Below are 23,823 nucleotides of genomic sequence, written 5' to 3'. Positions count from 1 at the left end.
ATCCTCGTGACCAGCGTCGAGCAAAGCCGTCAGCTGGTCACCGAAATCCCCGGCCCCGCATCACGTGAACTGGCGAAACGCCGCGTCGCGGCGGTGTCTCGTGGGGTGGGAGTGACCCTACCAGTGTTTGTCACGCGCGCCGCCGGCGGCATCATCGAGGACGTCGACGGAAACCGGCTTATCGATCTGGGTTCTGGAATCGCCGTCACCACCATCGGCAACTCGTCCCCCCGCGTCGTGGACGCGGTCCGCGCGCAGGTGGCCGACTTCACCCACACCTGTTTCATGGTCACACCGTACGAGGAATACGTCGCCGTCGCCGAACAACTCAATCGAATTACCCCGGGTTCCGGCGAGAAACGCTCGGTGCTGTTCAATTCCGGCGCCGAGGCAGTGGAGAGCTCCATCAAGGTCGCGCGTTCGTACACTCGCAAGCCCGCCGTGGTCGCGTTCGACCACGCCTACCACGGTCGCACCAACCTGACGATGGCGCTGACCGCTAAGTCCATGCCGTACAAAAGCGGCTTTGGTCCTTTTGCGCCAGAGATTTACCGGGCGCCGCTGTCCTACCCTTATCGGGACGGCCTGCTTAACAAGGACCTCGCCACCGACGGCACGTTGGCCGGCGCGCGGGCCATCAACGTCATCGAGAGGCAGGTCGGCGCCGACAATCTGGCTGCTGTCATCATCGAGCCGATCCAGGGCGAAGGCGGTTTCATCGTTCCGGCCGCGGGGTTTTTGGCCACCCTGCTGGATTGGTGCCACAAGAACAACGTGGTGTTCATCGCCGACGAGGTGCAAACGGGGTTTGCCCGCACCGGCGCCATGTTCGCCTGCGAGCACGACGGAATCGTGCCCGACCTGATCTGCACCGCCAAGGGCATCGCCGACGGATTGCCGCTGTCGGCGGTGACCGGACGGGCGGAGATCATGGACGCCCCGCATGTCAGCGGCCTGGGCGGCACTTTTGGCGGCAACCCGGTCGCCTGCGTGGCAGCGTTGGCAACCATCACGACCATCGAGAACGACGGCCTGATCGAGCGAGCCCAACAGATCGAACGGCTGATCACCGACCGGTTGTTGCGGCTGCAGGCCGTCGACGATCGGATCGGCGACGTGCGTGGCCGCGGCGCCATGATCGCCGTCGAGTTGGTGAAATCCGGAACGGCTGACCCCGACGCCGAGCTGACCGAGAAAGTGGCCAGCGCGGCGCACGCCGCCGGCGTCGTCGTCTTGACGTGTGGCATGTTCGGCAACATCATCCGGCTGCTGCCGCCGCTGACCATCAGCGACGAACTGCTGGCCGAAGGCCTTGACATCCTGAGCCGAATCCTGGACGACCTCTAGGCCAGAGCCCCCATGGGGTGGGCGATCTCACACCTGTGGCCCGGCCATTGAGGAATGCCTTTAGTTTAGCTAACGTTCTAACGGTCAGCGCAGCGTGGCGCCAACGATCTACTTCTCGTCGCAAGGAACTGTTATGTCGACTATCGCTACCAGGGACGAGCGGCTCGCACGCCGCGTTGCCGACCTCACCGCCAACGACCCGCAGTTCGCCGCCGCCAGGCCCGACCCGGCGGTCGCCGCCGCCCTCGAGCAGCCTGAGCTGCGACTGCCGCAGGTCGTTGCGGCCGTGCTGGAGGGATACGCGGACCGGCCCGCACTCGGGCAGCGCGCCGTGGAGTTCGTCAAGGACGCCAGGACCGGACGCACCGGGCTGCAGCTACTCCCCCGCTTCGACACCATCACCTACCGTGAGCTGGGCGACCGGGTCGGTGCGCTGGCGCGCGCCTTGACCACCGACTCGGTGCAAGCCGGCGACCGGGTCTGCGTGCTGGGCTTCACCAGCATCGACTTCACCACCATCGACATGGCACTGGGCCAGATCAGCGCGGTGGCGGTTCCGCTACATGTCAGCGCGACGACCAGTGCACTACGGCCCATCGTGACCGAGACCGAGCCCAGCGTGATCGCGGCGAGCGTGAACCAGCTGGCCGACGCGGTCGAGCTGATCCTGTCTGGCCCCGCGCCCGCGAAGCTCATCGTGTTCGACTACCACCCCGAGGTCGACGACCAGCGCGAGGCCGTGGCGACCGCCCGCGCGCGGTTGGCGGACACCGCGGTCGTTATCGACACACTGACCGACATGCTCGACCGCGGCAAGGCGCTGCCAGCCGCGCCGGTCACCGTGCCCGATGACTCTGACCACCAGTTGGCGGTGCTGATCTACACCTCGGGCAGCACTGGCGCACCCAAGGGTGCGATGTATCCCCAGAGCAATGTCGGCAAGATGTGGCGCAGGTCGAGCAGAAGCTGGTTCGGGCCGACCGCCGCGTCAATCACGCTCAACTTCATGCCAATGAGCCACATTGCGGGACGCGGAATCCTCTACGGCACGCTCGGTAACGGCGGCACGGCGTACTTCGCCGCCCGCAGCGACCTCTCAACGCTGCTGGAGGACCTCAAGCTGGTGCGCCCCACCGAATTGAACTTCGTGCCGCGAATCTGGGAGACCCTATTCGGCGAATTCCAACGCCAGGTCGATCGCCGACTCACCGATTCCGCTGACCGTGCCACACGCGAGGCCGTGGAATCCGAGGTCATGGATGAGCAGCGGCAATACCTGCTGGGCGGGCGGTACATCTTCGCGATGACGGGTTCGGCGCCCACCTCCCCGGAGCTGAAGCACTGGGTCGAATCCCTGCTCGAGATGCATCTGTTGGACGGCTACGGCTCCACCGAGGCCGGAATGGTCTTGTTCGATGGCGAAATACAACGTCCGCCGGTCATCGACTACAAGTTGGTCGACGTTGCCGAGCTGGGCTACTTCAGGACCGATCGGCCGTATCCGAGAGGCGAATTGCTGCTTAAGACCCAGAACATGTTCCCCGGCTACTACAAGCGGCCCGAGGTCACAGCGGGCGTGTTCGACGCCGACGGCTACTACCGGACCGGAGACGTCGTTGCCGAGGTCGGTCCCGACCGGTTGGTGTACGTCGATCGCCGCAACAACGTGCTGAAGCTCGCACAGGGCGAGTTCGTCACCATCGCGAAACTCGAGGCGGTGTTCGGCAATAGCCCACTGGTCCGGCAGATCTACGTCTACGGCAACAGCGCGCACCCGTACCTGTTGGCTGTTGTGGTGCCCACCGAGGATGCGTTGGCTAGCAATGACATTGAGGTGCTCAAGACGCTGATTGCCGGTTCGCTGCAGGACGTCGCGAAAGAGGCCGGCCTGCAGTCCTACGAGGTGCCGCGCGACTTCATCGTCGAGACCACGCCGTTCAGCCTGGAAAATGGTCTGCTCACCGATATTCGCAAGCTGGCGTGGCCGAAGCTCAAGCAGCACTACGGCGCTCGACTCGAACAGCTCTACACCGATCTGACCGAAGGTCAGGCAAATGAACTGCGGGCGCTTCGTCAATGCGGGGCCGACGCGCCGGTGCTGCAGACGGTGAGCCGGGCCGCGGCCGCCATGCTGAGTGCCGCGACCACCGACCTGTCGCCCGATGCGTACTTCACCGACTTAGGCGGAGACTCGTTGTCCGCGTTGACATTCGGCAATCTGCTGCGCGAGATCTTCGACATCGACGTGCCGGTGGGCGTGATCGTCAGCCCGGCCAACGACTTGGCGGCGATCGCCGACTACATCGAGGGCGAGCGACAGGGCAGCAAGCGGCCCAGTTTTGCCTCGGTGCACGGTCGTGACGCGGTCGAGGTGCACGCGAGTGACCTCACGCTGGACAAGTTCATCGATGCGTCGACGCTGGCTACCGCGCCCACGCTGCCGCAGCCCAGCGCCGAGGTGCGCACCGTCCTGTTGACCGGCGCTACCGGCTTCCTGGGGCGCTACTTGGCCCTGGAATGGTTAGAGCGGATGGATCTGGTGGGCGGCAAGGTAATCGCCCTGGTGCGGGCCAAGTCCGACGAAGACGCGCGGGCGCGGCTCGACAAGACCTTCGATAGCGGCGACCCCGAACTGCTGGCGCACTACCAGGAACTGGCCGCCGACCACCTGGAGGTCATCGCCGGCGACAAGGGCGAAGCAGACCTGGGAATGGACCGGCAAACGTGGCAACGGCTGGCCGACACGGTCGATCTGATCGTCGACCCCGCCGCCCTAGTCAACCACGTGCTGCCCTACAGCGAGCTATTCGGCCCCAATGCGCTGGGCACCGCCGAGCTGATTCGGATCGCGCTGACCAGCAAGCAAAAGCCATACATCTACGTGTCGACAATCGGCGTGGGTGATCAAATCGCGCCGGCGAAGTTCACCGAAGATGCCGACATCCGGGTCATTAGCCCGACGCGCAACATCAACGACAGCTATGCCAACGGCTACGGCAACAGCAAATGGGCCGGCGAGGTGCTGCTGCGCGAGGCCCACGACCTATGCGGTCTGCCGGTCGCGGTGTTCCGCTGCGACATGATCTTGGCCGACACCAGCTACGCCGGTCAGCTCAACGTCCCCGACATGTTCACTCGCATGATGCTGAGCCTGGCCGCCACCGGCATCGCACCCGGCTCGTTCTACGAGCTCGACGCCGAGGGCAACCGGCAACGCGCCCACTACGACGGTCTCCCAGTCGAATTCATCGCCGAGGCGATTTCCACTCTTGGTGCCCAGCGAGCCGTTGCGTTCCGCACCTATCACGTGATGAACCCGCACGACGACGGCATCGGGATGGACGACTTCGTGGACTGGCTCAATGACGCCGGCTGCCCGATACAACGGATCAGCGACTACGGCGAATGGCTGCGGCGGTTTGAGACGTCACTGCGCGCCCTGCCCGAAAGGCAGCGCCACAGCTCGCTATTGCCGTTGCTGCACAACTACCAGAAGCCTGAGAAGCCATTGCACGGGTCGCTGGCACCCACAGACCGGTTCCGTACAGCCGTTCAAGACGCGAAAATTGGCCAGGACAAAGATATTCCGCACATCTCGCCGGCAATCATCGCCAAATATGTTAGCGATCTGCAACTGCTCGGGCTGCTCTGAGATCTTCAGCTTTGCGACGTCCATCGCGGACCTTATTGCGGATGCGGCCAGCGCAAATAATTGGCATCAGGTGAGCCCGCTGCCGCGCCCGCGCGCTGTCGGTGCTGCTCCGCCCGTGGCGTGGTCAGCGCATCCGGTGTCGCCTCGGGCGTTGACTCCTCCGCGGCCGACACGTACGACTCGGCTGCCGGCACCGAAACCACAGGCTGTGGCAGTTCCTCAGGAGCAACGTCGCGTGCCAACCGAACGGCAAGGCGCGCCAAGACGACGCCACCCACAAAGACGATCAGCGCGCCCAGACCCGAGAAGTACGAAATCTCCAGAAGCGCCCGCTTGCGGTCCGTGGAAGCAACCGGATCGCCCACGCTCCCGATCCGCAACATGGGAGCGAACTCACCGCCGACAATGAACCATGCGCCACCCAGGACCGCCAGCCAGCCACCCAACATTGCGCTAGCGCGATTTTTAGAACCGATCAGCAGCAGGCCACCCACCGCGGTGGTGACTCCCGGGAACACCTCGAGCCAGCCCCGGGCCGGGTTCCACGCCCAATCCTGGTCGGGTGTGTAAGCGAAATTGAAGTATGGACCGACGAACGGTATCAACGCGCCCCAAGCACCCAAGAGAACTAGAAGTAATCCGCTCACCGCGCCGCGGGAGCGTGGCATGCGCAAGCCGCCGACATGGTCCTTCTCCGCGTGTTTCATCACATCTCCTCGTATCCGCACCGGACGACACCGGCATCGGCTGGGTACCCCGACGGTGCGAGATGTAACCCGCACGCTTGCGCCCGAGGATTCCGGCAATCACATTGCGACAGGTGTGTCTGGTATTACGACAGCAGGCCGAGCACCAGCAGCACGATCGCGATTACCGGGAACGTGCCCTGCGTCAACGCGGCCCGTGCCTTGTCCGGCGACGACACCAGCAGCACAACCGCGGCCAAGGCCATGGATCCGACGCCGGCGAAAATGAGGGCGGCCCCAACGGCGTCGTGTCCCAGGGCAACCCCGACAATGCCGATGCCACTGACGATCGCCAAAAATAAGTTGTAGAAGCCCTGGTTGAATGCGAGCAGCTTGGTGGTCTCAGCTTCCTGCGCAGTCGTGCCGAACGTGGCCCGGGTGCGTGCAGAAGTCCACGTCAACGATTCCATGGTGAAGATGTAGACGTGCAGTACCGCCGCCAGGGCGGCGCAGATCAGACCGGCGGTGATCATCACCCTGCTCCTCGCTACTCGAATAACCCCGGTTGACTCAGCCCGGTAACCCCGGCCGGCGGTGTCATGCCCAGGTGTGTCCAGGCCTGCGCCGTGGCAACCCGGCCGCGCGGGGTGCGCGCCACCATGCCGGCGCGCACCAGAAACGGCTCGCACACCTCTTCGACGGTGGTCGCCTCCTCCCCGACCGCCACCGCTAACGTCGAAACCCCAACCGGGCCGCCACCGAAGCTGCGGGTCAGCGCCGACAGTACCGCCCGATCCAGTCGGTCCAGGCCCAGCTCGTCGACGTCGTAGACCGCCAGCGCCGACTTCGCGACATCGCGGGTGATGACGCCGTCAGCGCGCACCTCGGCGAAGTCACGGACCCGGCGCAGCAACCGGTTGGCGATCCGCGGCGTCCCACGCGACCGTCGAGCGATCTCCGCGCCCGCCTCGGCGCCCAACTCGATGCCCAGAATCCCGGCCGCACGAGCCAACACCCGCTCCAACTCGGCGGGCTCGTAGAAGTCCATGTGCGCGGTGAACCCGAACCGGTCACGCAGCGGCCCGGTCAGCGCGCCGGATCGAGTGGTCGCGCCGACCAGGGTGAAGGGTGCGACTTCCAGGGGAATCGATGTCGCCCCAGGGCCTTTGCCGACGACCACGTCGACCCGAAAGTCTTCCATCGCCAGGTACAGCATCTCCTCCGCGGGCCGGGCGATGCGGTGGATTTCGTCGATGAACAACACGTCGTGCTCGACCAGGTTGGACAACATCGCTGCCAGGTCACCGGCGCGTTCCAGCGCAGGCCCGGACGTCACCCGCAACGAGGAACCAAGTTCAGCAGCGATGATCATGGCCAACGACGTCTTACCCAGCCCCGGCGGGCCGGACAGCAGGATGTGATCCGGCGTGCCGCCACGGTTCTTGGCCCCCTCAATGACCAACTGGAGCTGTTCACGCACCCGTGGCTGACCGATGAACTCCCGCAACGAGCGCGGCCGCAGGCTGACATCGATGTCGCCCTCGCCGACGGTCAGCGCCGGGGAAACATCCCGATCCGAGTAGTCCTCGCTCATTTGCGCCGCTTTCCCCCGCAAGCGGGTGGGGGTACCTCCCGCGCGCGGGGGAGTGCCCCCACCCCATCGCTTCGTCCCCCGCAAGCGGGAGGTGCCCCCACTGCATCGTCGCCGGCGCGGCTCATCGGGCCTTGCCCAGCAACGACAGGGCGGCCCGCAGGGCACTGGACGTCGTCGCCGCGCCATCTTTTCCAAGGTCACCGCTGAGCACCTGATCGGTCGCTTCCTCGGCTTGCTTGGCCGCAAAACCCAGCCCGACCAGGGCTTCGACTACGGGACTTCGCACCGCGTGGCCGTTAGCAGCAGCGCCCGCAGCCGATCCGGGTGCCGCGACCGCACCCACCTTGTCGCGCAACTCCAGCACCATCCGTTCGGCGCCGCGTTTACCGATACCGGGCACCCGAGTCAGCGCGGCAACATCGCTATCGGCCAGTGCCTGCCGCAGCGCCGCCGCGTCGTGCACGGCCAGTGTCGCCATAGCCAGGCGAGGCCCCACTCCCGAAACCGACAGCAACGTCAGGAACAGGTCGCGGTTCTCGGCGTCGGAAAACCCGTACAGCGTCATCGAGTCCTCACGCACGACCATTGCGGTGACCAGCCGGGCCTGACTGCCCTGCCGCAACGTCGCCAACGTCGCCGGTGTCGCGTTTACCCGGTAGCCGATGCCGGCGGCTTCAATGACGGCGTGGTCAAGTGCGACCTCGAGTACCTCGCCGCGGACTGAGGAAATCATCGGGCGGCCTTAACCTTGCTGGCTACCTTGGCCCGATAGGCCTGACGGTGCTGCGCGGCCAGCGCTTCGGCCGCGGCCATCCGGGCGATCATCGGCGCTCTCCAGCAGTGGCAGATCGCCAGGGCCAACGCGTCAGCCGCATCGGCCGGTGTCGGTTTAGCTTGCAGCGCAAGGATTCTGGTGACCATCGCGGTAACTTGCGCCTTGTCGGCGGCACCGTTGCCGGTCACTGCGGCCTTCACCTCGCTGGGGGTATGGAAGTGCACGTCGATACCGCGTCTCGCCGCGGCCAACGCGATCACCCCGCCGGCTTGTGCCGTACCCATCACGGTCGACACATTTTGCTGAGAGAAAACCCGCTCGATGGCCATGACATCCGGATGATGGGTGTCCAGCCAGTGCTCGACGGCATCGCTGATAGCCAGCAATCGCTGAGACACCGGTGCGTCCGAGGGTGTGCGCACCACGTCGACATCCAACGCGACAACGTGGCGACCGCGCCCACTTTCGACGACGGACAACCCGCACCGCGTCAACCCGGGATCGACGCCCATCACGCGCATCACATGCTCCCCATCTAACACCGAACAGTTGTTCGATAGCCTACCGGCCGACTTCGACAGCATCGGGTAGGACACGCTGTGGCACGGCCTGTCGGCCAGCCCGTTACGCCGCCGAGGCAAGCGAAAACTGTTAACTTAATGCGCACACTCGCTGTCCGGCACGGAAGGGTCTGCGTGGGATCACTGCTGGTCGTCCTTGCCGTGGTGCTGTTCATCGCATCCATCGTTATTCTCGTCGTGGCTTTGCGGCGACCCAAGACACCGACTCAGCCGGGCTGGCGTTCCGACCCGCTTTCTTTTAACGCGATGCCGCAATTCGGGCCTCGGCAGCTCGGCCCCGGGGCCATCGTCAGCTACGGCGGCGTCGACTACGTGGTCCGCGGATCGGTCACCTACCGCGAAGGCCCCTTCGTCTGGTGGGAACATCTGCTGGAAGGCGGCGACCAGCCGCTCTGGTTCAGCGTCGAGGACGACGATGGACGTCTCAAACTGGCGATGTGGGTCACCCGCAAAGACCTCGAGTCCTTGCAGCCCGGCGGCCAACAGGTGGTCGACGGCGTGACGTTTAGCGAATCCGAGCGCGGCCATGCCGGCTACACCACCGAAGGCACGACCGGCCTGCCGCCCGGCGGGGAGATGGACTTCGTCGACTACGGCAGTGTTGATCGGGGAGCCGACGAAGCACTGCTGCTGTCGTTCGAACGCTGGGCGCCGGACATGCCGTGGGAAATATCGACCGGCAAGTCCGTGCTAACCGGTGAACTCACCGTCTACCCCGCACCCCCGCCGTCGGCATAAAACCGCAGAGGATTAGGTCGGTGCCGCTTCATCAGCTCGCCATAGCTCCTGTCGACGTCGACGGCAGCAGGCTCGGACTGGCACTCAACGCGCCCGCGCCGCCGCCGCTGGCCAGGTACGTCCTAAAACACCCGGACGGAAGCGTCCTGCTGCTTGGGGTCCTCGGCGCATCGCATGTGGTGACGATCGAACACCCCAGCTGCCGCTTCTCCGAGCAGGTCTCCTGCATCGTCTGCAGCTCTGGAAGCGATCTGCCGGAGTGCGCCGACGCGGCCGGCTACCACCTCACGTCGGCCACCAACACGCACGACGAGGCCACGTTTCGCCGGCTCGCGCACCGACTCCGCGAGCGATGCGCACAGCAAGCCGGGTGGCTTGGCGGCATGTTCCCCGGTGATGATGCCGCGTTGACCGCACTTGCTGCCGCACCCGACGGCACCGGCTGGAGCTGGCAGACGTGGCACCTGTATCCGCGACGTCCTTTGGGGTCTGGCGGGACGGTGGTCCACACGGCGAGTCGGTGGCGTCCATGAGCCGCAATCGCCTGTTGGTGATTGCCGGCGCGTTGGCCGTCACCGCCACCGTGTCGCTGGTTTTCGGAATCATGTTGCTGAACAAGAACATCAGCTCGTATATCGCGTCGCACTATCACGAATACTCCCGTGATGCCAACGGAATTCGCTACGCCTGCACCGGATCACCCGCGCAGGTAGCCCAGACGCTCGCCAACTATCAGACACCCGAAGCGCGCGCCGCCAACGGCACCAACCAATACCTGCGCTACAGCAACAACATTGTGACCGTCGGCCCGGATGGCAACTATCCGTGCAGCATCCGCATCGAACCGCTCAGCGCCGGATACAGCCACGGCACGTTCATATTCCTCGGCCCCGGGTTCACCCCAGGATCACCATCGGGCGGTGCCGGAGGTAGCCCTGGAGGCCCCGGTGGAACGAAATAGCAAAGGAGACAGACAGCCATGAACCTCGCCGTCCAGATCGGAACCGTCGACCTTAATCCCGTCCTGAAAGGCGCGGTCGCGACGATCCTGTACTTTGCGGTCGGTATGGCCGTACTGCTCGTCGGGTTCTACATGGTCGACTGGCTGACCCCGGGAAAGCTGCGCCAGCTGGTGTTCATCGATCGCCGGCCCAACGCTGTCGTCCTCGCTTGCGCCATGTACATCGCGCTCACCACGGTCATCATCAGCGCCATCACCAACAGCTACAGCCAGCTCGGTCAGGGACTGCTCGGCGTGGCGGTGTACGGGTTCATGGGCGTGATTCTGTTGGGAATAGCAATGCTGGCCATACACCTGCTGATACCGGGTAGTTTCCACGAGCACGTCGACGAGCCGGAGCTGCATCCGGGATCGTTCGCGGTGGCGCTGATACTGCTGGCCGTGGGAGGAGTGACCGCCGCCGCGCTGTCATGAGCTCTATTCCGGTGCCCGCAGTCGGCCGGCCCGCCGAGTTTTCGAGACGGTGGCGGGCCGTGCTGCTGGCTGCCGTCGCCGCGTGTGCGGCCTGCGGCATCATTTACGAACTCGCGCTGCTGACCCTGTCGGCAAGCTTGAACGGCGGCGGCATCGTCGCAACTTCACTGATCGTCGCCGGCTACATCGCCGCGCTGGGTGCTGGGGCCTTAGCAGTCAAACCGCTGCTGACGCATGCGGCAATCACCTTCATCGCGGTCGAGGCGCTGCTGGGCATCATCGGCGGCCTGTCCGCGGCGGCGCTCTACGTGGTGTTCGCGTTTATGGACGGGTCAACATGGGTCCTGGCGGTGAGCACAGCGCTGATCGGCGGCCTGGTCGGCGCCGAGGTGCCCCTGCTGATGACGCTGCTGCAACGCGGCCCTGCCGACCCCACTACCGATATCGCCACCGCTACCGGCCGCACACTGGCGAACCTCACCGCAGCCGACTACCTGGGCGCGTTGATCGGCGGGCTTGTCTGGCCCTTCGTTCTGCTGCCGCAGCTGGGGATGATCCGCGGCGCGGCGGCCACCGGCATCATCAACCTGGTCGCCGCGGCTATCGTGTCGGTCTTTCTGCTGCGCCGCGTCGTGTCCCCAACGCAGCTGGTGACGGCGTTGTGCGCGCTGTGCACGGCGCTCGGGCTGCTGGCCACGCTGCTGCTGGGTGCTCGCGACATCGAGACCACCAGCCGGCAACGTCTCTACGCCGACCCGATCATCGCCTACCGGCACACCGCCTACCAGGAGATCGTGGTAACCCGCCGCGGTAACGACATGCGGCTATACCTGGACGGGGGTCTGCAGTTTTCCACCCGGGACGAATACCGGTACACCGAGAGCCTCGTCTACCCCGCACTGGGCAACAATGCACACTCGGTGCTGGTGCTCGGCGGCGGTGACGGCTTAGCGGCCCGCGAACTGCTGCGCCAGCCTGGCATCGGCACGATCGTTCAGGTGGAGCTCGATCCCGCGGTGATTGACGTAGCGCGCACCACACTGCGGGACGCCAACGGCGGCGCGCTGGACAACCCGCGGGTGGCCGTCGTGATCGACGATGCCATGAACTGGTTGCGCACCCCCCACCCGCAGCTGCGCCCCGCCGGAGGCTTTGACGCGGTCATCATCGACCTTCCCGACCCTGATACGCCCGTGCTGGGCCGGCTGTATTCCACCGAGTTCTATGTGTTGGCCGCGCATGCGCTGGCTTCCGCGGGGCTGATGGTTGTGCAGGCAGGCAGCCCGTTTTCCACCCCGACGGCGTTTTGGCGGACGGTCTCGACGATCCAGGCTGCCGGCTACGCCGTCACGCCGTACCACGTCCACGTGCCCACCTTCGGTGACTGGGGGTTCGTCTTGGCGCGCCCCGGCAGCGCCGCGCCCACACCCGGCATGCCGGGCGACGCTCCGCCGCTGCGATTCCTCAACCCGCGAGTGCTCGAGGCTGCCACCGTGTTCTCCGGCGACATCGGGCCGCGCCCGCTCGACCCGTCGACCCTGGAGAACCCGCGCATCGTCGAAGACATGCGCCACGGCTATGACTAGCTCACTCGTCGTCGAGAGCGGCCAGCACCTCGTCGGATAGGTCGACATTGGTCCAGACATTCTGCACGTCGTCGCTGTCCTCCAGCGCGTCGACAAGCTTGAATACCTTGCGGGCGCCATCGAGGTCGACGGGCACGCTGACCGAGGGCTGGAAACTGGCTTCAGCCGACTCATAGTCAATGCCGGCACCTTGCAACGCGGTGCGGACCGCGACCAAATCACCTGGCTCAGAGATCACCTCGAAGCTGTCACCAAGATCGTTGACATCCTCAGCGCCGGCGTCCAGCACCGCGGTGAGCACATCGTCTTCGGTGAGACCGTTCTTCTCCAAGGTGACCACGCCCTTGCGGGAGAACAGGTAGGCCACCGACCCCGGATCGGCCATGGCGCCGCCGTTGCGGGTCATCGCCACCCGCACCTCACTGGCAGCTCGGTTGCGGTTATCAGTCAGGCATTCGATGAGCACCGCCACACCGTTGGGTGCGTAACCCTCGTAGGTGATGGTTTGCCAGTCGGCGCCACCGGCCTCCTCACCAGCGCCGCGCTTGCGCGCCCGTTCGATGTTCTCGTTGGGTACCGAGCTCTTCTTCGCTTTCTGGATCGCGTCGTAGAGCGTTGGGTTGCCCGCTGGATCACCGCCACCCACGCGCGCCGCAACCTCGATGTTCTTGATCAGCCGGGCGAACATCTTGCCGCGGCGGGCGTCAATGACGGCCTTCTTGTGCTTGGTGGTGGCCCACTTGGAATGGCCGCTCATCGGTGTGTCTTACCTCTTCCATCGCACTCTGCTGCTCGACAAGTTCGCTTGACGAGTCTACGTGGACACCGAAGGCCGCGAGAGTGCCACCACCGACGGCTCCACTCGCTCAATGCGTCGCCAGTCGCACTTTCGCGGCACTATATCCGGCCGTTGACGATGTCGACGAACAACTGGTGGATGCGCCGGTCGCCGGTCATCTCCGGGTGAAACGCCGTCGCCAACACCGGGCCCTGCCGCACCGCGACAACGTGGCCCGCGGCTCGGGCCAGCACCTGCACGTCGTCGCCGACCCGCTCCACCCAGGGCGCGCGGATGAACACCGCCCGCACCGGCTCAGCAAGACCAGCGAACCCAATATCGCCTTCAAACGAGTCGACTTGACGCCCAAAAGCGTTGCGCCGCACCGTTATATCTATCGCATGCAGCGGCAGCGCCGCCCGCCCGCTCGCGCCAGCGTCGAGGATCTCACTGGCCAGTAGGATCATGCCAGCGCATGCGCCGTAAGCCGGCAGCCCGTCGGCCAGCCGCGCCCGCAACGGCTCCAGCAAGTCGCAGTCGAGCAGCAGGTGGCTCATGGTGGTGGATTCCCCGCCCGGAATGACCAGCGCGTCAACCGCGTCCAGCTCGCCGCGGCGGCGTACCGGCATAGAATCGGCCCCGGCTTCGCGCAGCGCCGCGAGGTGCTCACGGGTATCTCCTTGCAGCGCCAAGACGCCCACCCTTGGAAAACCGCTCGGAAAGCTCATCGCGCTCACCGCGGGGTCGGCTGGTATCCGCGCGGAAAACGGGTCAACCCCTCCTGCATGACGGCGGCCACCATCGCCCCGGTTCGGTCAAAGATCTTGCCTTGGGTTAGCGCGCGGCCGGCTTGCGCGGACGGCGACGACTGGTCGTACAACAGCCATTCGTCGGCTCGGAACGGTCTCATGAACCATAGCGCGTGATCCAGCGACGCCACCTGCAGAACATCGCGCTCACCCGGATGGATCGACCACGCCGTGCCCAGCAACGTCAGATCGCTCATGTAGGCCAGCGCGCAGATGTGCAGCACCGGGTCGTCGGGCAACGGATCGCGATGGCGGAACCACACCTGCTGCTGGGCGACCTTGCCCGGTCTAGGTTCGAGCAGCTTACGCGGCACCCGGCGCAGGTCCCATTCCTGAAACTGCTTGATGGCCTCGTCATCGAACGCCTTCATGCGGCTGACCTCGGGCAGTTCCTCGGGGTCCGGCGCCGGAGGCATCTCATCCTGGTGAGTGATGCCCTGTTGCGGCGTCTGAAACGACGCCGACATGTGAAAGATGGTCTGGCCGTGCTGCACTGCGCTGACGCGGCGGGTGCAAAAAGAACCGCCGTCGCGGACATGCTCGACCAGAAAGACAGTGGGTGCGCCTGCGTCCCCCGGCAACAAGAAGTAGCCGTGCAGCGAGTGCACGCGATACCGCTCGTCGACCGTGCGCACCGCCGACACCAACGACTGCCCCGCCACCCGGCCGCCAAAGGCGCGGTTCCGGTTTTCCGGCGTCGAGCTGGCTACGCCGCCACGGAAAATGTTGACCTCGAGCTGCTCTAGATCAAGGATTTCCTCGATTGCCACGCTACGGCCGTCTGCTGTTCGCGCAAGCGATCATCGAGGTTCTTACCAGCCCCGCTGGGCCAGCCGATCGGGCTGCGCGAGCTGCTCAACATTGATGCCCACCATCGCCTCACCCAGCCCGCGCGACACCTTGGCCAGCACATCGGGATCGTCGTAGAACGTGGTGGCCTTGACGATCGCGGCTGCCCGCTGCGCCGGATCGCCCGACTTGAAGATGCCGGAGCCCACGAAGACGCCCTCGGCGCCGAGCTGCATCATCATCGCCGCGTCGGCGGGAGTGGCGATGCCGCCTGCGGTGAACAGCGTAACCGGCAGCTTGCCCGCCCTGGCGACTTCGACGACAAGCTCGTAAGGTGCCTGCAATTCCTTTGCCGCAACATACAACTCGTCCTCAGACAACGACGTCAGCCGGCGGATGTCGCCGGCGATGGCCCGCATATGCGTGGTTGCGTTGGACACGTCACCGGTACCGGCTTCGCCCTTGGACCGGATCATCGCCGCCCCCTCGTTGATGCGCCGTAGCGCCTCACCGAGATTGGTGGCCCCGCATACAAACGGCACGGTGAACTTCCACTTGTCGATGTGATGGGTGTAGTCAGCGGGAGTCAGCACCTCGGACTCGTCGATGTAGTCGACACCCAGGCTCTGCAGGATCTGCGCTTCGACGAAATGCCCGATCCGCGCTTTGGCCATCACCGGAATCGTGACCGCGGCGATGATGCCCTCGATCATGTCGGGGTCGCTCATCCGTGACACCCCGCCCTGAGCGCGGATATCGGCGGGCACCCTTTCCAGCGCCATCACCGCGACGGCACCGGCGCCCTCGGCGATTCGGGCCTGCTCGGGGGTAACGACGTCCATGATGACGCCGCCCTTGAGCATCTCGGCCATGCCGCGCTTCACCCGCGCCGTTCCGGTCTGGCCGGAAACCGACTGGGCCTGGTTCGACTGTGCGGCGCTGTCCACTAGCTTTCTCTCCCTTAACTGATCTGCTTTAACCCACTCTAGGTGGATGGTGATGACCCGCTGCGCCCGGCTTCGCCGCGCTTGCGACCATCACTAAAGGTGGATGGTGATGACCCGCTGCGCCCCGGCTTCGCCGCGCTTGCGACCATCACTAAAGGTGGATGGTGATGACCCGCTGCGCCCCGGCTTCGCCGCGCTTGCGATCATCACTAAAGGTGGGGCGATACCCGAGTTTTGCCCTGCTCAACGAATCGACAGCGGCACGCAGGCGTTGCGCGTAGCCGCCGTGGCGGCCGCAGTGCCGGTCAAGGCATCCGCCAATTGGTTGGCCGCGGGCAGCAGCTCGCCCAGCTGCCGCGGATACACCTGCTCGCCGGACTCGACCAGCTCCGCGATGTCGTTGGCGTCGCACCAGCGCGACCCGCGCAGGTAACGGTGTTCCAACTCGGTCCGCCCCGCGCTGGACGGCTCGAACCGCCGCGTGCGGTACACCAGGTAGAACTCCTCGCTGTCGATCACTGAACCGTTGAACTCGAAAATCGCGTCGCGTCGCCAAATGGGTCCGACCATATCTGCCGGGGCAACCCGCAGACCCGTTTCTTCGGCCAGCTCCCGCGCTGCGGCCGCCGCCAACCGCTCGCCTGGTCGTACTTCGCCACCGACGGTGATCCACCATCTGGGTGCGTGGCCATTGGTAATCGCCGGGTCCGAACCGCACAGCAACAGCACCGCCCCGGTTTCGTCAAGGAGCACCACCCGCGCCGAGGTCCGCTGGTTAGGTACACCATGATCGCCGTGCGCCAACGCGTGGGGCCGCTCGACGATCTCGAAATAGGTTGGCAGCACAGCGGTTCCACCGAGCCGTAAGGTGCGTACCAGGCGTCGTTCGCCCAGTGCGAGGGTGTCACGGACCGCATCGTTGTGGAATCGGCGGGCCAGCAGCACGCGGGCTTCGGCGTCAGCCAACTCGGCGATCAAGGCTGCCGGCAACGACGCCGGATCAACCATCGCCAACGCAGCCGAGAGCTCGTTTTCCGCGTTTTCTCGCGCCTGCCGGGGCGCGCACTCGGCGGCGTCGGCCAGCGCCGCCAACCGCCGGCCCGGCAAAGCACCGCCGTACGCGTCGATGGCCACGGCACGCGCCACCACCGCGCGCCGCGCCAGCGCGCCGTCCAGAGCCTGCCATGACAGGTCGTAGCGGACGTGCAACCGGTCCAGCCGATGGGCTGTCTGATATCCCCAGCCGCCCGCCACCGTGACCAGCGCCACTGCCAGCACCACGATGGCCAGCATCAGCCACGTCATCAGCTGGCCACCTGAACCTTGGCACCCGACGCGGCGACCGTCTCGTACACCCGCATGATCTGGCTGGCCACCACCGACCAGTCATAGCGGCGGACCGCGTCGGCGCCGGCGGCCACATAACGCTCCCGCGCGACGTCGTTGCGCAGCAAGGCGACCAGCGCATCGGCCAGCGCGGCGCCATCACCCGCCGGCACCAAGCGCCCGACTTCGCCGTCGCGCAGCACGCGTCGAAACGCGTGCAGGTCACTGGCCACCACCGGGGTGCCGGCGGCCATCGCCTCCACCAGGACGATGCCGAAACTCTCGCCGCCGATGTTGGGCGCGCAGTAGACGTCGGCACTGCGCATCGCCGCGGCCTTTCCGGCGTCATCCACCTGGCCAAGAAAACGGATGTGCTCCACCAATCCGCCTGCCTGGCTGCACAATTGCTCCTCGTCGCCGCGGCCGACGATCAGCAGCTGCAGGTCACTGAAGTGCTCGACCACCCGCGGTAGGGCATCAAGCAGGACCGACATGCCTTTGCGCGGTTCGTCGTAGCGGCCGAGGAACAGCACCGTCTTGCCGGGCCGCGGGTACCCGTCTAGCCGGGGCGCCGAGGCCAACGAATCGACGTCCACCCCGTTGGGGATTTCCACCGCATCGGACCCCAACGCCTCCATCTGCCAGCGCCGCGCCAAGTCGGACACCGCGATCCGGCCGATGATCTTCTCGTGCCAAGGCCGCAGCACGCCTTGGAATACCGCCAGCGTCAGCGACTTGGTGGTGGAGGTATGAAATGTCGCCACGATCGGTCCCTCAGCCACTCGCAACGCCCACATCGACAGGCTGGGCGCATTCGGCTCGTGTAGGTGCAGTACATCAAAGTCACCCTGCATGAGCCACCTCCTGACCCTGCCGTGTACCGCCGGACTAAACTGCAGCCGCGCCACCGAACCGTTGTAGGGAATCGGGATAGCCCTGCCGGCGGAGACAACGTATTCGGGCAGCGAGACATCCGGCGACGCCGGCGCCAGCACACTGACCTGGTGCCCGCACGCACGCATCACCTCGGCCAGCTGTAAGACGTGCGATTGCACCCCGCCCGGCACATCGAACGAGTACGGACAGACCATCCCGATCCGCATCAGGCTTGCCTCAATGTGGCCTCAGCTGACCTCGCCTGGCCCCCCTGTCAGTGGACAGGTCGGCCAACCATTGTGGTTGCAGCATGTGCCAGTCGGCGGGGTGGGCGGCGATGTTCTGGGCGAACCGGTCAGCCAACGCCTGAGTGATGGCGCCGACGTCACCGCTGCTGCAATCCAGCGCTGGATGTACCGAACAGCCCCAGCCGCTGCCCTGGAACCAGCAGTGCGCCGGCAGCAGTGCGGCCCCGGTCTCGATCGCGAGCTTCGCCGGGCCTGCGGGCATGCGAGTGGGTTCGCCGAAGAAATCGACCTCAACGCCGGTGCGGGTGAGGTCGCGCTCGGCCATCAGACACACCACGCGGTTGGCCCGCAGCCGCTCGCACAGCAGCTCGAAGGGGGCCTGGAAGCCAGTGTCGTTGCCGCCGGACAGCGGCAGCACTTCGAAACCGAGGCCTTCGCGGTAGTTGATGAAACGCCGATACAGCGACTCGGGTTTGAGTCGCTCCGCGACGGTGACGAGGGTACCGTGGGACTGCGCCAGCCACACACCGGCCATATCCCAATTACCGCTGTGCGGCAATGCCAGCACAGCGCCGTGCCCAGCATCCAAGGCCTCCCCGACACGGTGCAGGCCGACGCCATAAGCCTCGACCTGCTTTGCCACCGCGTGGGGATTCATCGTCGGCAGACGAAACGCTTCCCGCCAATAGCGGGCATAGGACGCTAGCGAGGCGCGCATCAGTACGTCCGGCACATCGGCAGGTCGCACACCGATGACGCGGGCCAGGTTCTTGCGCAATTGATCCGGCCCGCCGTTGCGGGCCGCGTAGCGCGCTCCGGTGTTGAACGCGAAACGCGCGACAGATTCCGGCATCGCGCGCACAGCCCTCCAGCCAGCCGCATACGCCCAGTCGGTGGCCCGCCCGGTCACGGCTCACCGCCCGGTCCGGCAATGCGACCGGCTGCCCCCGGCGAGGTGCGCACCGTGTGCAACCGCTGCGCACAGGTGATCAGGCTGGCGCCCGCCAGCAGCCACATCGCCACCGGCAACGCCCAGGGCAACGAATACCCCGGAAAGTCCGACAAACCCGCGCCGACCAGCACGATGATCAACCGTTCCGGCCGTTCGATGAGGCCGCCATCGCCGCGCAGCCCGCTGGCTTCGGCCCGGGCCTTGATGTAGGAAATCACCTGCGAGGTAACCAAGCAGATCAAGGTTGCCACCACCAGATGTTTGCTGTGCAGGCCGAACGCCGCCCACCACAGCAGCCCGCAGAACACCGCGCCGTCGCTGACGCGATCGCACGTCGCGTCGAGCACCGCACCGTACCGGGTGCCACCGCCGCGTTCCCTGGCCATCGCCCCGTCGAGCATGTCGAAAAGCACGAAGAACCAGACCACCAGCGTGCCGGCGAAGAGCTGGCCGATCGGGAAAAGTACCAGCGCCCCCGCCACGGCCACGATGGTGCCCAAAATGGTGACAGCATCCGGCGTCAAGCCGACCCGCAGCAACGCCCTTGCGGTCGGAGTCGTGAGCCGCGTGAACGCCGCCCGGGACAGGAACGGCACCTTGCTCATCTGCGCCGCTCCTCCTCATCGCTTCGCTCTGCATCGTCGCCAGCGCGGCTCATCTGCGCCGCTCCTCCTCATCGCTTCGCTCTGCATCGTCGCCAGCGCGGCTCATAGACGGCTCATGGCTGCTTCGCCCACTCCGTAGCAAGCAGCTGCCGAGTGTCGCGCAGCAACTGCGGGATCACCTTGGCGCCGCCGATGATGGTGATGAAGTTTGCGTCGCCACCCCACCGCGGCACCACGTGCACATGCAGGTGCTCGGCCAGCGACCCTCCCGCCGATGTCCCCAAGTTCAGGCCCACATTAAAGCCATGCGGCCGAGACACGTTCTTGATGACGCGAATCGCCTTCTGGGTGAACGCCATCAACTCCGCACTCTCCGCGTCGGTCAGGTCCTCAAGCTCGGAAACCCGCCGGTAGGGCACCACCATCAGGTGCCCGGGGTTGTACGGGTACAGGTTGAGCACGGCGTAGACGAGTTGACCGCGGGCCACCACCAAGCCGTCCTCATCGGACAGCTGCGGAATCTCGGTGAACGGCTGCGCCGGGGTGGAGTTGTCCCGATTGACTGGCGCTTCGGCCAGATAGGTCATCCGGTACGGCGTCCACAGCCGCTGCAAGTGGTCGTGCTCGCCGACACCCCTGTCCAAGATGTTGCCGTCTGCGCGATCGGCACATACGTCGGGCCTTTCCTGCTCACTCACCGCCGGTCACTTTCACCAATTCGGCTGTGGGAGAAGCATTCTCCCGGCTAGCAATCCACTGCGCAATGACCTCGACGGCGCTGTCGCGGGCAACTCCGTTGATCTGTGTGCGGTCACCGAAACGGAAGCTCACCGCCCCGGCCTGCACGTCGCGGTCGCCGGCCAACAACATAAACGGCACCTTCTGGTTGGTGTGATGGACGATCTTCTTGGCCATCCGATCATCGCTGACATCCACCTCAACCCGCACCCCACGCGACTTCAGTTGCACGGCAACCTCTTCCAGATAGGCGACGTGCTCATCGGCGACCGGGATGCCGACCACCTGAACGGGCGCCAGCCAGGCAGGGAACGCTCCCGCGTAGTGCTCAGTGAGGATGCCGAAGAATCGCTCGATCGATCCGAACAGCGCCCGGTGGATCATGACTGGGCGCTCCCGCCTGCCATCGGGAGCGGTGTACTCCAGTTCGAAACGTTCCGGAAAGTTGAAGTCCACCTGGATGGTGGACATCTGCCAGCTACGACCCAGCGCATCGCGCGCCTGCACCGAGATCTTCGGGCCGTAGAACGCGGCGCCACCTGGATCGGGAACCAACTCGAGGCCCGAATCCCGGGCGACCTCCGCCAGCGCGGCCGTGGCTTCTTCCCAGATCTCGTCGGAGCCAACGAATTTCTCCGGGTCTTTGGTAGAAAGCTCGAGATAAAAATCTTCTAGCCCATAGTCGCCGAGCAGATCCAGGACGAACCGGAGCAGCGACGCCAACTCGCCGTGCAGCTGCTCGCGGGTGCAGAAGATGTGCGAGTCGTCCATGGTGAACCCGCGAGCACGGGTAAGCCCATGCACCACACCGGATTTCTCGTAGCGGTAAACCGTACCGAACTCAAAGAGCCGCAGCGGCAGCTCCCGATACGAACGCCCGCGCGAGGCGAAAATCAGGGTGTGCATCGGGCAGTTCATCGGCTTGAGGTAGTAGTCCTGCCCCGGCTTACGCACCGTGCCGTCATCGTTGCGCTCGGCGTCGAGGTGCATCGGCGGAAACATGCCCTCGGCGTACCAGTCCAGGTGACCCGACGTATGGAACAGCTGCGCCTTGGTGATGTGCGGGGTGTTGACGAATTCGTAGCCGGCTTCGATGTGCTTGCGCCGGGAGTACTCCTCCATTTCCCGACGCACGATGCCGCCTTTAGGGTGGAAAACCGCTAAGCCAGAACCGATTTCGTCGGGGAAGCTGAACAGATCCAGCTCGATGCCCAGCTTGCGATGATCACGGCGCTGGGCCTCGGCAACCATCTCAAGGTGGCGGTCGAGTGCCTCCGACGACTCCCACGCGGTGCCATAGATGCGCTGTAGACTGGCGTTCTTCTGGTCGCCCCGCCAGTACGCAGCGGAACTTCTGGTCAACTTGAACGCGGGGATGTGCTTGGTGGTCGGGATGTGCGGCCCGCGACACAGATCACCCCAAACACGTTCCCGATTGCGGGCGTTGAGGTTGTCATAGGCGGTGAGCTCGTCGCCGCCGACCTCCATGATCTCGGCCGTGTTCTTGGCAAAGCCGGATTTGTCATCGACAAGTTCCAGCTTGTATGGCTCGCTGGCCAACTCGGCGCGAGCTTGCTCCTTGGATTCGTAGACCCGTCGCGAGAACAGCTGTCCGTCCTTGACGATCTGCCGCATCCGCTTTTCCAGCGCCGCCAAGTCGTCAGGCGTGAACGGTTCAGCCACGTCGAAGTCGTAGTAGAAGCCATCGGCAATAGGTGGCCCGATCCCCAGTTTGGCGTGCGGGAACAGGTCTTGGACGGCTTGGGCCAAAACATGTGCCGTCGAATGCCGGATGACGCTGCGACCATCGTCGGTGTTGGCGGGCACCGGGGTGACCTCGACGTCGACGTCGGGCACCCAATTTAGGTCGCGCAGCTTCCCGTCGGTGTCGCGCACCACCACGATCGCGTCGGGAGCGCCACGCCGCGGCAACCCCGCCTCACCGACCGCGGCGGCAGCGGTAGTCCCGGCGGGAACCCGGATTGGGGCTTGCGGTGACCGCAAGCCCGGTGCAGCCGGGCCCAGCGGGTCGCCGCCATCGGCTCCGGGGGCGGGGTGTACGGGGGCGCTCATCGGGTTGGTCTCCAAGACGTATTTGTAGCGGGGTTTGTAATTGGGGAGATAACTGATAACGGTTGCCATGCTATCGGGGCGGGCTTTGAAGAAACCAAGCCATTAAGGGTCGGGGGCGTCTCGGTCGGTCGGCATCATGGCTGGCCAGGCTTAAGCCGCACAAATAACGCGTCAGCTTCGGTCAGCAGGGTATCTCCGTCGGTCAACCGGCCCGAAACGAAGATCGTGGGATGTCAACCCCAGCACGGTATCGAACAGCATTCCGAGAGCTCCGCCGTGCACGGCACCGTTGCGTCCCAGGTTGCCGGCCACCAGAACACCGTATTGGCTACGCAGCCTGTAGGGAGCCCGTAGGGAGGCTGGGCACCGGCACGGTCACTGCACCCCGGCGGCCGCCAGCATCTCGAACTCGTCGTCGGACAGGCTGATTTCGGCGGCGGCGACGTTCTCCTCCAGATGCGCCACCCGCGACGTCCCCGGGATCGGCAACATCACCGGCGACCGCTTCAGCAACCAGGCCAGCGCCAGCTGCGACGGCGTCGCGTGGTGGTCGGCGGCGATACGCTGCAGTGGGCCGTCCGGAGCCGCCAGCGGTCCCGCGGCCAGCGGGAACCACGGGATGAAGCCGATGCCCCGGCTTGTCACGGCATCCAACAGTGGGTCGGCAGCTCGCGCCGACAAGTTGTACATGTTTTGCACCGACACGATTTCGGTGATCTGCTGGGCCGCGGCGAGTTGATCGAGGTTAACCTCGGACAGACCAATATGGCGGATCTTGCCTTCGTTTTTCAAGGTGAGCAGCTCGCCCACCTGGTCGGCCAGTGGGAAGTTCGGGTCGATCCGGTGCAGCTGAAACAGGTCGATGGTGTCGACACCAAGACGGCGCAGGCTCATCTCCAGTTCTTGGCGCAGGTAGCTCGGATTGCCCAGCGGGATCCATACGTCTGGGCCGGTCCGCAGCAACCCGGCCTTGGTCGCGATCACCAGCCCGTCATAGGGATGCAGCGCCTCGGCGATGATCTCCTCGGAGATATAGGGGCCGTAGGAGTCGGCGGTGTCGATGAAGTTCACCCCCAGTTCGACGGCGCGCCGCAGCACCCGCACGGCCTCGTCGCGGTCAGCGGGCGGACCCCACACCCCCTTGCCCGTAAGTCGCATCGCGCCGAAACCAAGTCGGTTGACCGTCAGGTCGCCGCCGAGGGTGAACGTTCCGGATGCCTGCGCTAGAGCCTGAGAATTTTGTGCGGTCACTTCTACGACCGTACGCCAGAACCGCCGCATTTCTGAG

Annotated in this window: 23 protein-coding genes and 2 pseudogenes; 7 read left to right on the top strand and 18 right to left on the bottom strand. The window is 65.4% G+C overall.

Going from position 1 to position 23,823, the window contains the following annotated elements:
• Positions 1-6 precede the first annotated feature (6 nt).
• A complete protein-coding gene (gene gabT, locus B586_RS08415) occupies positions 7-1,347 on the top strand; it encodes a 4-aminobutyrate--2-oxoglutarate transaminase (RefSeq protein ID WP_054880203.1) in 1,341 nt (446 codons plus the stop codon).
• A 133-nt stretch (positions 1,348-1,480) separates the two neighbouring features.
• Positions 1,481-4,999, top strand: a complete 3,519-nt coding sequence (car, locus tag B586_RS08410; protein WP_054880204.1) for a carboxylic acid reductase — start codon at positions 1,481-1,483, stop codon at positions 4,997-4,999.
• A 32-nt stretch (positions 5,000-5,031) separates the two neighbouring features.
• Here the strand turns inward: car and B586_RS08405 are convergent, their stop codons facing one another.
• From B586_RS08405 to ruvC, 6 genes and pseudogenes are all read right to left on the bottom strand, one after another.
• Positions 5,032-5,706, bottom strand: a complete 675-nt coding sequence (locus tag B586_RS08405) for a hypothetical protein (RefSeq protein ID WP_054880205.1) — start codon at positions 5,704-5,706, stop codon at positions 5,032-5,034.
• A 125-nt stretch (positions 5,707-5,831) separates the two neighbouring features.
• Positions 5,832-6,218: a DUF1304 domain-containing protein gene (locus B586_RS08400; protein ID WP_047315963.1), complete on the bottom strand. Its 387-nt coding sequence runs from the start codon at positions 6,216-6,218 to the stop codon at positions 5,832-5,834.
• 14 nt (positions 6,219-6,232) lie between these two features.
• Positions 6,233-7,279, bottom strand: a complete 1,047-nt coding sequence (gene ruvB / locus B586_RS08395; protein ID WP_047315964.1) for a Holliday junction branch migration DNA helicase RuvB — start codon at positions 7,277-7,279, stop codon at positions 6,233-6,235.
• Between the two features lie 35 nt (positions 7,280-7,314).
• Positions 7,315-7,404 (bottom strand): annotated as a pseudogene (locus tag B586_RS21980) (hypothetical protein); the annotation flags it as partial.
• Positions 7,401-8,012 carry a Holliday junction branch migration protein RuvA gene (ruvA, locus tag B586_RS08390; protein WP_054880206.1) on the bottom strand — a complete coding sequence of 204 codons (612 nt, stop codon included), beginning with the start codon at positions 8,010-8,012 and terminating at the stop codon, positions 7,401-7,403. The pseudogene B586_RS21980 and the gene ruvA, both read right to left, overlap by 4 nt.
• On the bottom strand, positions 8,009-8,575 hold the full coding sequence (ruvC, locus tag B586_RS08385; protein WP_047315966.1) for a crossover junction endodeoxyribonuclease RuvC: 567 nt from the start codon (positions 8,573-8,575) through the stop codon (positions 8,009-8,011). Before ruvC ends, ruvA begins: the two co-directional genes overlap by 4 nt.
• 174 nt (positions 8,576-8,749) lie before the next feature.
• Here ruvC and B586_RS08380 point away from each other — a divergent pair, with 174 nt between their 5' ends.
• The 5 genes from B586_RS08380 to B586_RS08360 are packed head-to-tail and all read left to right on the top strand — an operon-like array spanning position 8,750 to position 12,394.
• Positions 8,750-9,373: a DUF4178 domain-containing protein gene (locus tag B586_RS08380; RefSeq protein WP_047315967.1), complete on the top strand. Its 624-nt coding sequence runs from the start codon at positions 8,750-8,752 to the stop codon at positions 9,371-9,373.
• 20 nt (positions 9,374-9,393) lie between these two features.
• Positions 9,394-9,906 (top strand): DUF2617 family protein, encoded by a 513-nt coding sequence (locus B586_RS08375; RefSeq protein WP_047315968.1) that lies wholly within the window; start codon positions 9,394-9,396, stop codon positions 9,904-9,906.
• Entirely contained in the window at positions 9,903-10,334 is a 432-nt protein-coding gene (locus B586_RS08370) for a DUF4247 domain-containing protein (protein WP_047315969.1), read from the top strand. Before B586_RS08375 ends, B586_RS08370 begins: the two co-directional genes overlap by 4 nt.
• Positions 10,335-10,352: 18 nt before the next feature.
• Positions 10,353-10,808, top strand: coding sequence for a DUF350 domain-containing protein (locus B586_RS08365; protein WP_047315970.1), 456 nt, complete (start codon positions 10,353-10,355; stop codon positions 10,806-10,808).
• A complete protein-coding gene (locus tag B586_RS08360; RefSeq protein WP_054880207.1) occupies positions 10,805-12,394 on the top strand; it encodes a polyamine aminopropyltransferase in 1,590 nt (529 codons plus the stop codon). The genes B586_RS08365 and B586_RS08360 overlap by 4 nt, the downstream gene beginning before the upstream one ends.
• 1 nt (position 12,395) lies before the next feature.
• On the opposite strand, the gene B586_RS08355 is transcribed toward B586_RS08360, so the two are convergent.
• The 12 genes and pseudogenes from B586_RS08355 to B586_RS08305 form a co-directional block, all read right to left on the bottom strand.
• Entirely contained in the window at positions 12,396-13,151 is a 756-nt protein-coding gene (locus tag B586_RS08355; RefSeq protein WP_047315972.1) for a YebC/PmpR family DNA-binding transcriptional regulator, read from the bottom strand.
• A 140-nt stretch (positions 13,152-13,291) separates the two neighbouring features.
• Positions 13,292-13,900, bottom strand: a complete 609-nt coding sequence (gene pdxT / locus B586_RS08350; protein WP_047315973.1) for a pyridoxal 5'-phosphate synthase glutaminase subunit PdxT — start codon at positions 13,898-13,900, stop codon at positions 13,292-13,294.
• 5 nt (positions 13,901-13,905) lie between these two features.
• Entirely contained in the window at positions 13,906-14,751 is an 846-nt protein-coding gene (tesB, locus tag B586_RS08345; protein ID WP_047315974.1) for an acyl-CoA thioesterase II, read from the bottom strand.
• Positions 14,752-14,793: 42 nt separating this feature from the next.
• The gene (pdxS, locus tag B586_RS08340; RefSeq protein ID WP_047315975.1) at positions 14,794-15,717 is read right to left on the bottom strand and encodes a pyridoxal 5'-phosphate synthase lyase subunit PdxS; all 924 of its coding nucleotides are present in this window, start codon (positions 15,715-15,717) and stop codon (positions 14,794-14,796) included.
• Positions 15,718-15,960: 243 nt separating this feature from the next.
• The gene (locus B586_RS08335; protein WP_054880208.1) at positions 15,961-17,022 is read right to left on the bottom strand and encodes an NUDIX hydrolase; all 1,062 of its coding nucleotides are present in this window, start codon (positions 17,020-17,022) and stop codon (positions 15,961-15,963) included.
• Complete coding sequence (locus B586_RS08330; RefSeq protein ID WP_047315977.1) at positions 17,022-18,146, bottom strand: glycosyltransferase family 4 protein; 1,125 nt, start codon at positions 18,144-18,146, stop codon at positions 17,022-17,024. Before B586_RS08330 ends, B586_RS08335 begins: the two co-directional genes overlap by 1 nt.
• Positions 18,147-18,156: 10 nt before the next feature.
• The gene (locus tag B586_RS08325; RefSeq protein ID WP_054880209.1) at positions 18,157-19,077 is read right to left on the bottom strand and encodes a phosphatidylinositol mannoside acyltransferase; all 921 of its coding nucleotides are present in this window, start codon (positions 19,075-19,077) and stop codon (positions 18,157-18,159) included.
• Positions 19,074-19,724: a phosphatidylinositol phosphate synthase gene (gene pgsA, locus B586_RS08320; RefSeq protein ID WP_047315979.1), complete on the bottom strand. Its 651-nt coding sequence runs from the start codon at positions 19,722-19,724 to the stop codon at positions 19,074-19,076. The genes B586_RS08325 and pgsA overlap by 4 nt, the downstream gene beginning before the upstream one ends.
• 113 nt (positions 19,725-19,837) lie before the next feature.
• Positions 19,838-20,422: an ATP adenylyltransferase gene (locus tag B586_RS08315; RefSeq protein WP_047315980.1), complete on the bottom strand. Its 585-nt coding sequence runs from the start codon at positions 20,420-20,422 to the stop codon at positions 19,838-19,840.
• Positions 20,415-22,535 carry a threonine--tRNA ligase gene (thrS, locus tag B586_RS08310; RefSeq protein ID WP_054881008.1) on the bottom strand — a complete coding sequence of 707 codons (2,121 nt, stop codon included), beginning with the start codon at positions 22,533-22,535 and terminating at the stop codon, positions 20,415-20,417. Before thrS ends, B586_RS08315 begins: the two co-directional genes overlap by 8 nt.
• 134 nt (positions 22,536-22,669) lie before the next feature.
• Positions 22,670-22,838: pseudogene (locus B586_RS20010) on the bottom strand (PaaI family thioesterase); the annotation flags it as partial.
• Positions 22,839-22,910: 72 nt separating this feature from the next.
• Positions 22,911-23,816, bottom strand: coding sequence for an aldo/keto reductase (locus B586_RS08305; protein WP_054880210.1), 906 nt, complete (start codon positions 23,814-23,816; stop codon positions 22,911-22,913).
• Positions 23,817-23,823 lie beyond the last annotated feature (7 nt).

It is taken from the genome of Mycobacterium haemophilum DSM 44634 (genome assembly GCF_000340435.2).
Taxonomy (GTDB): Bacteria; Actinomycetota; Actinomycetes; order Mycobacteriales; family Mycobacteriaceae; genus Mycobacterium; species Mycobacterium haemophilum.
This window is presented reverse-complemented; position numbering and strand designations above follow the sequence as displayed.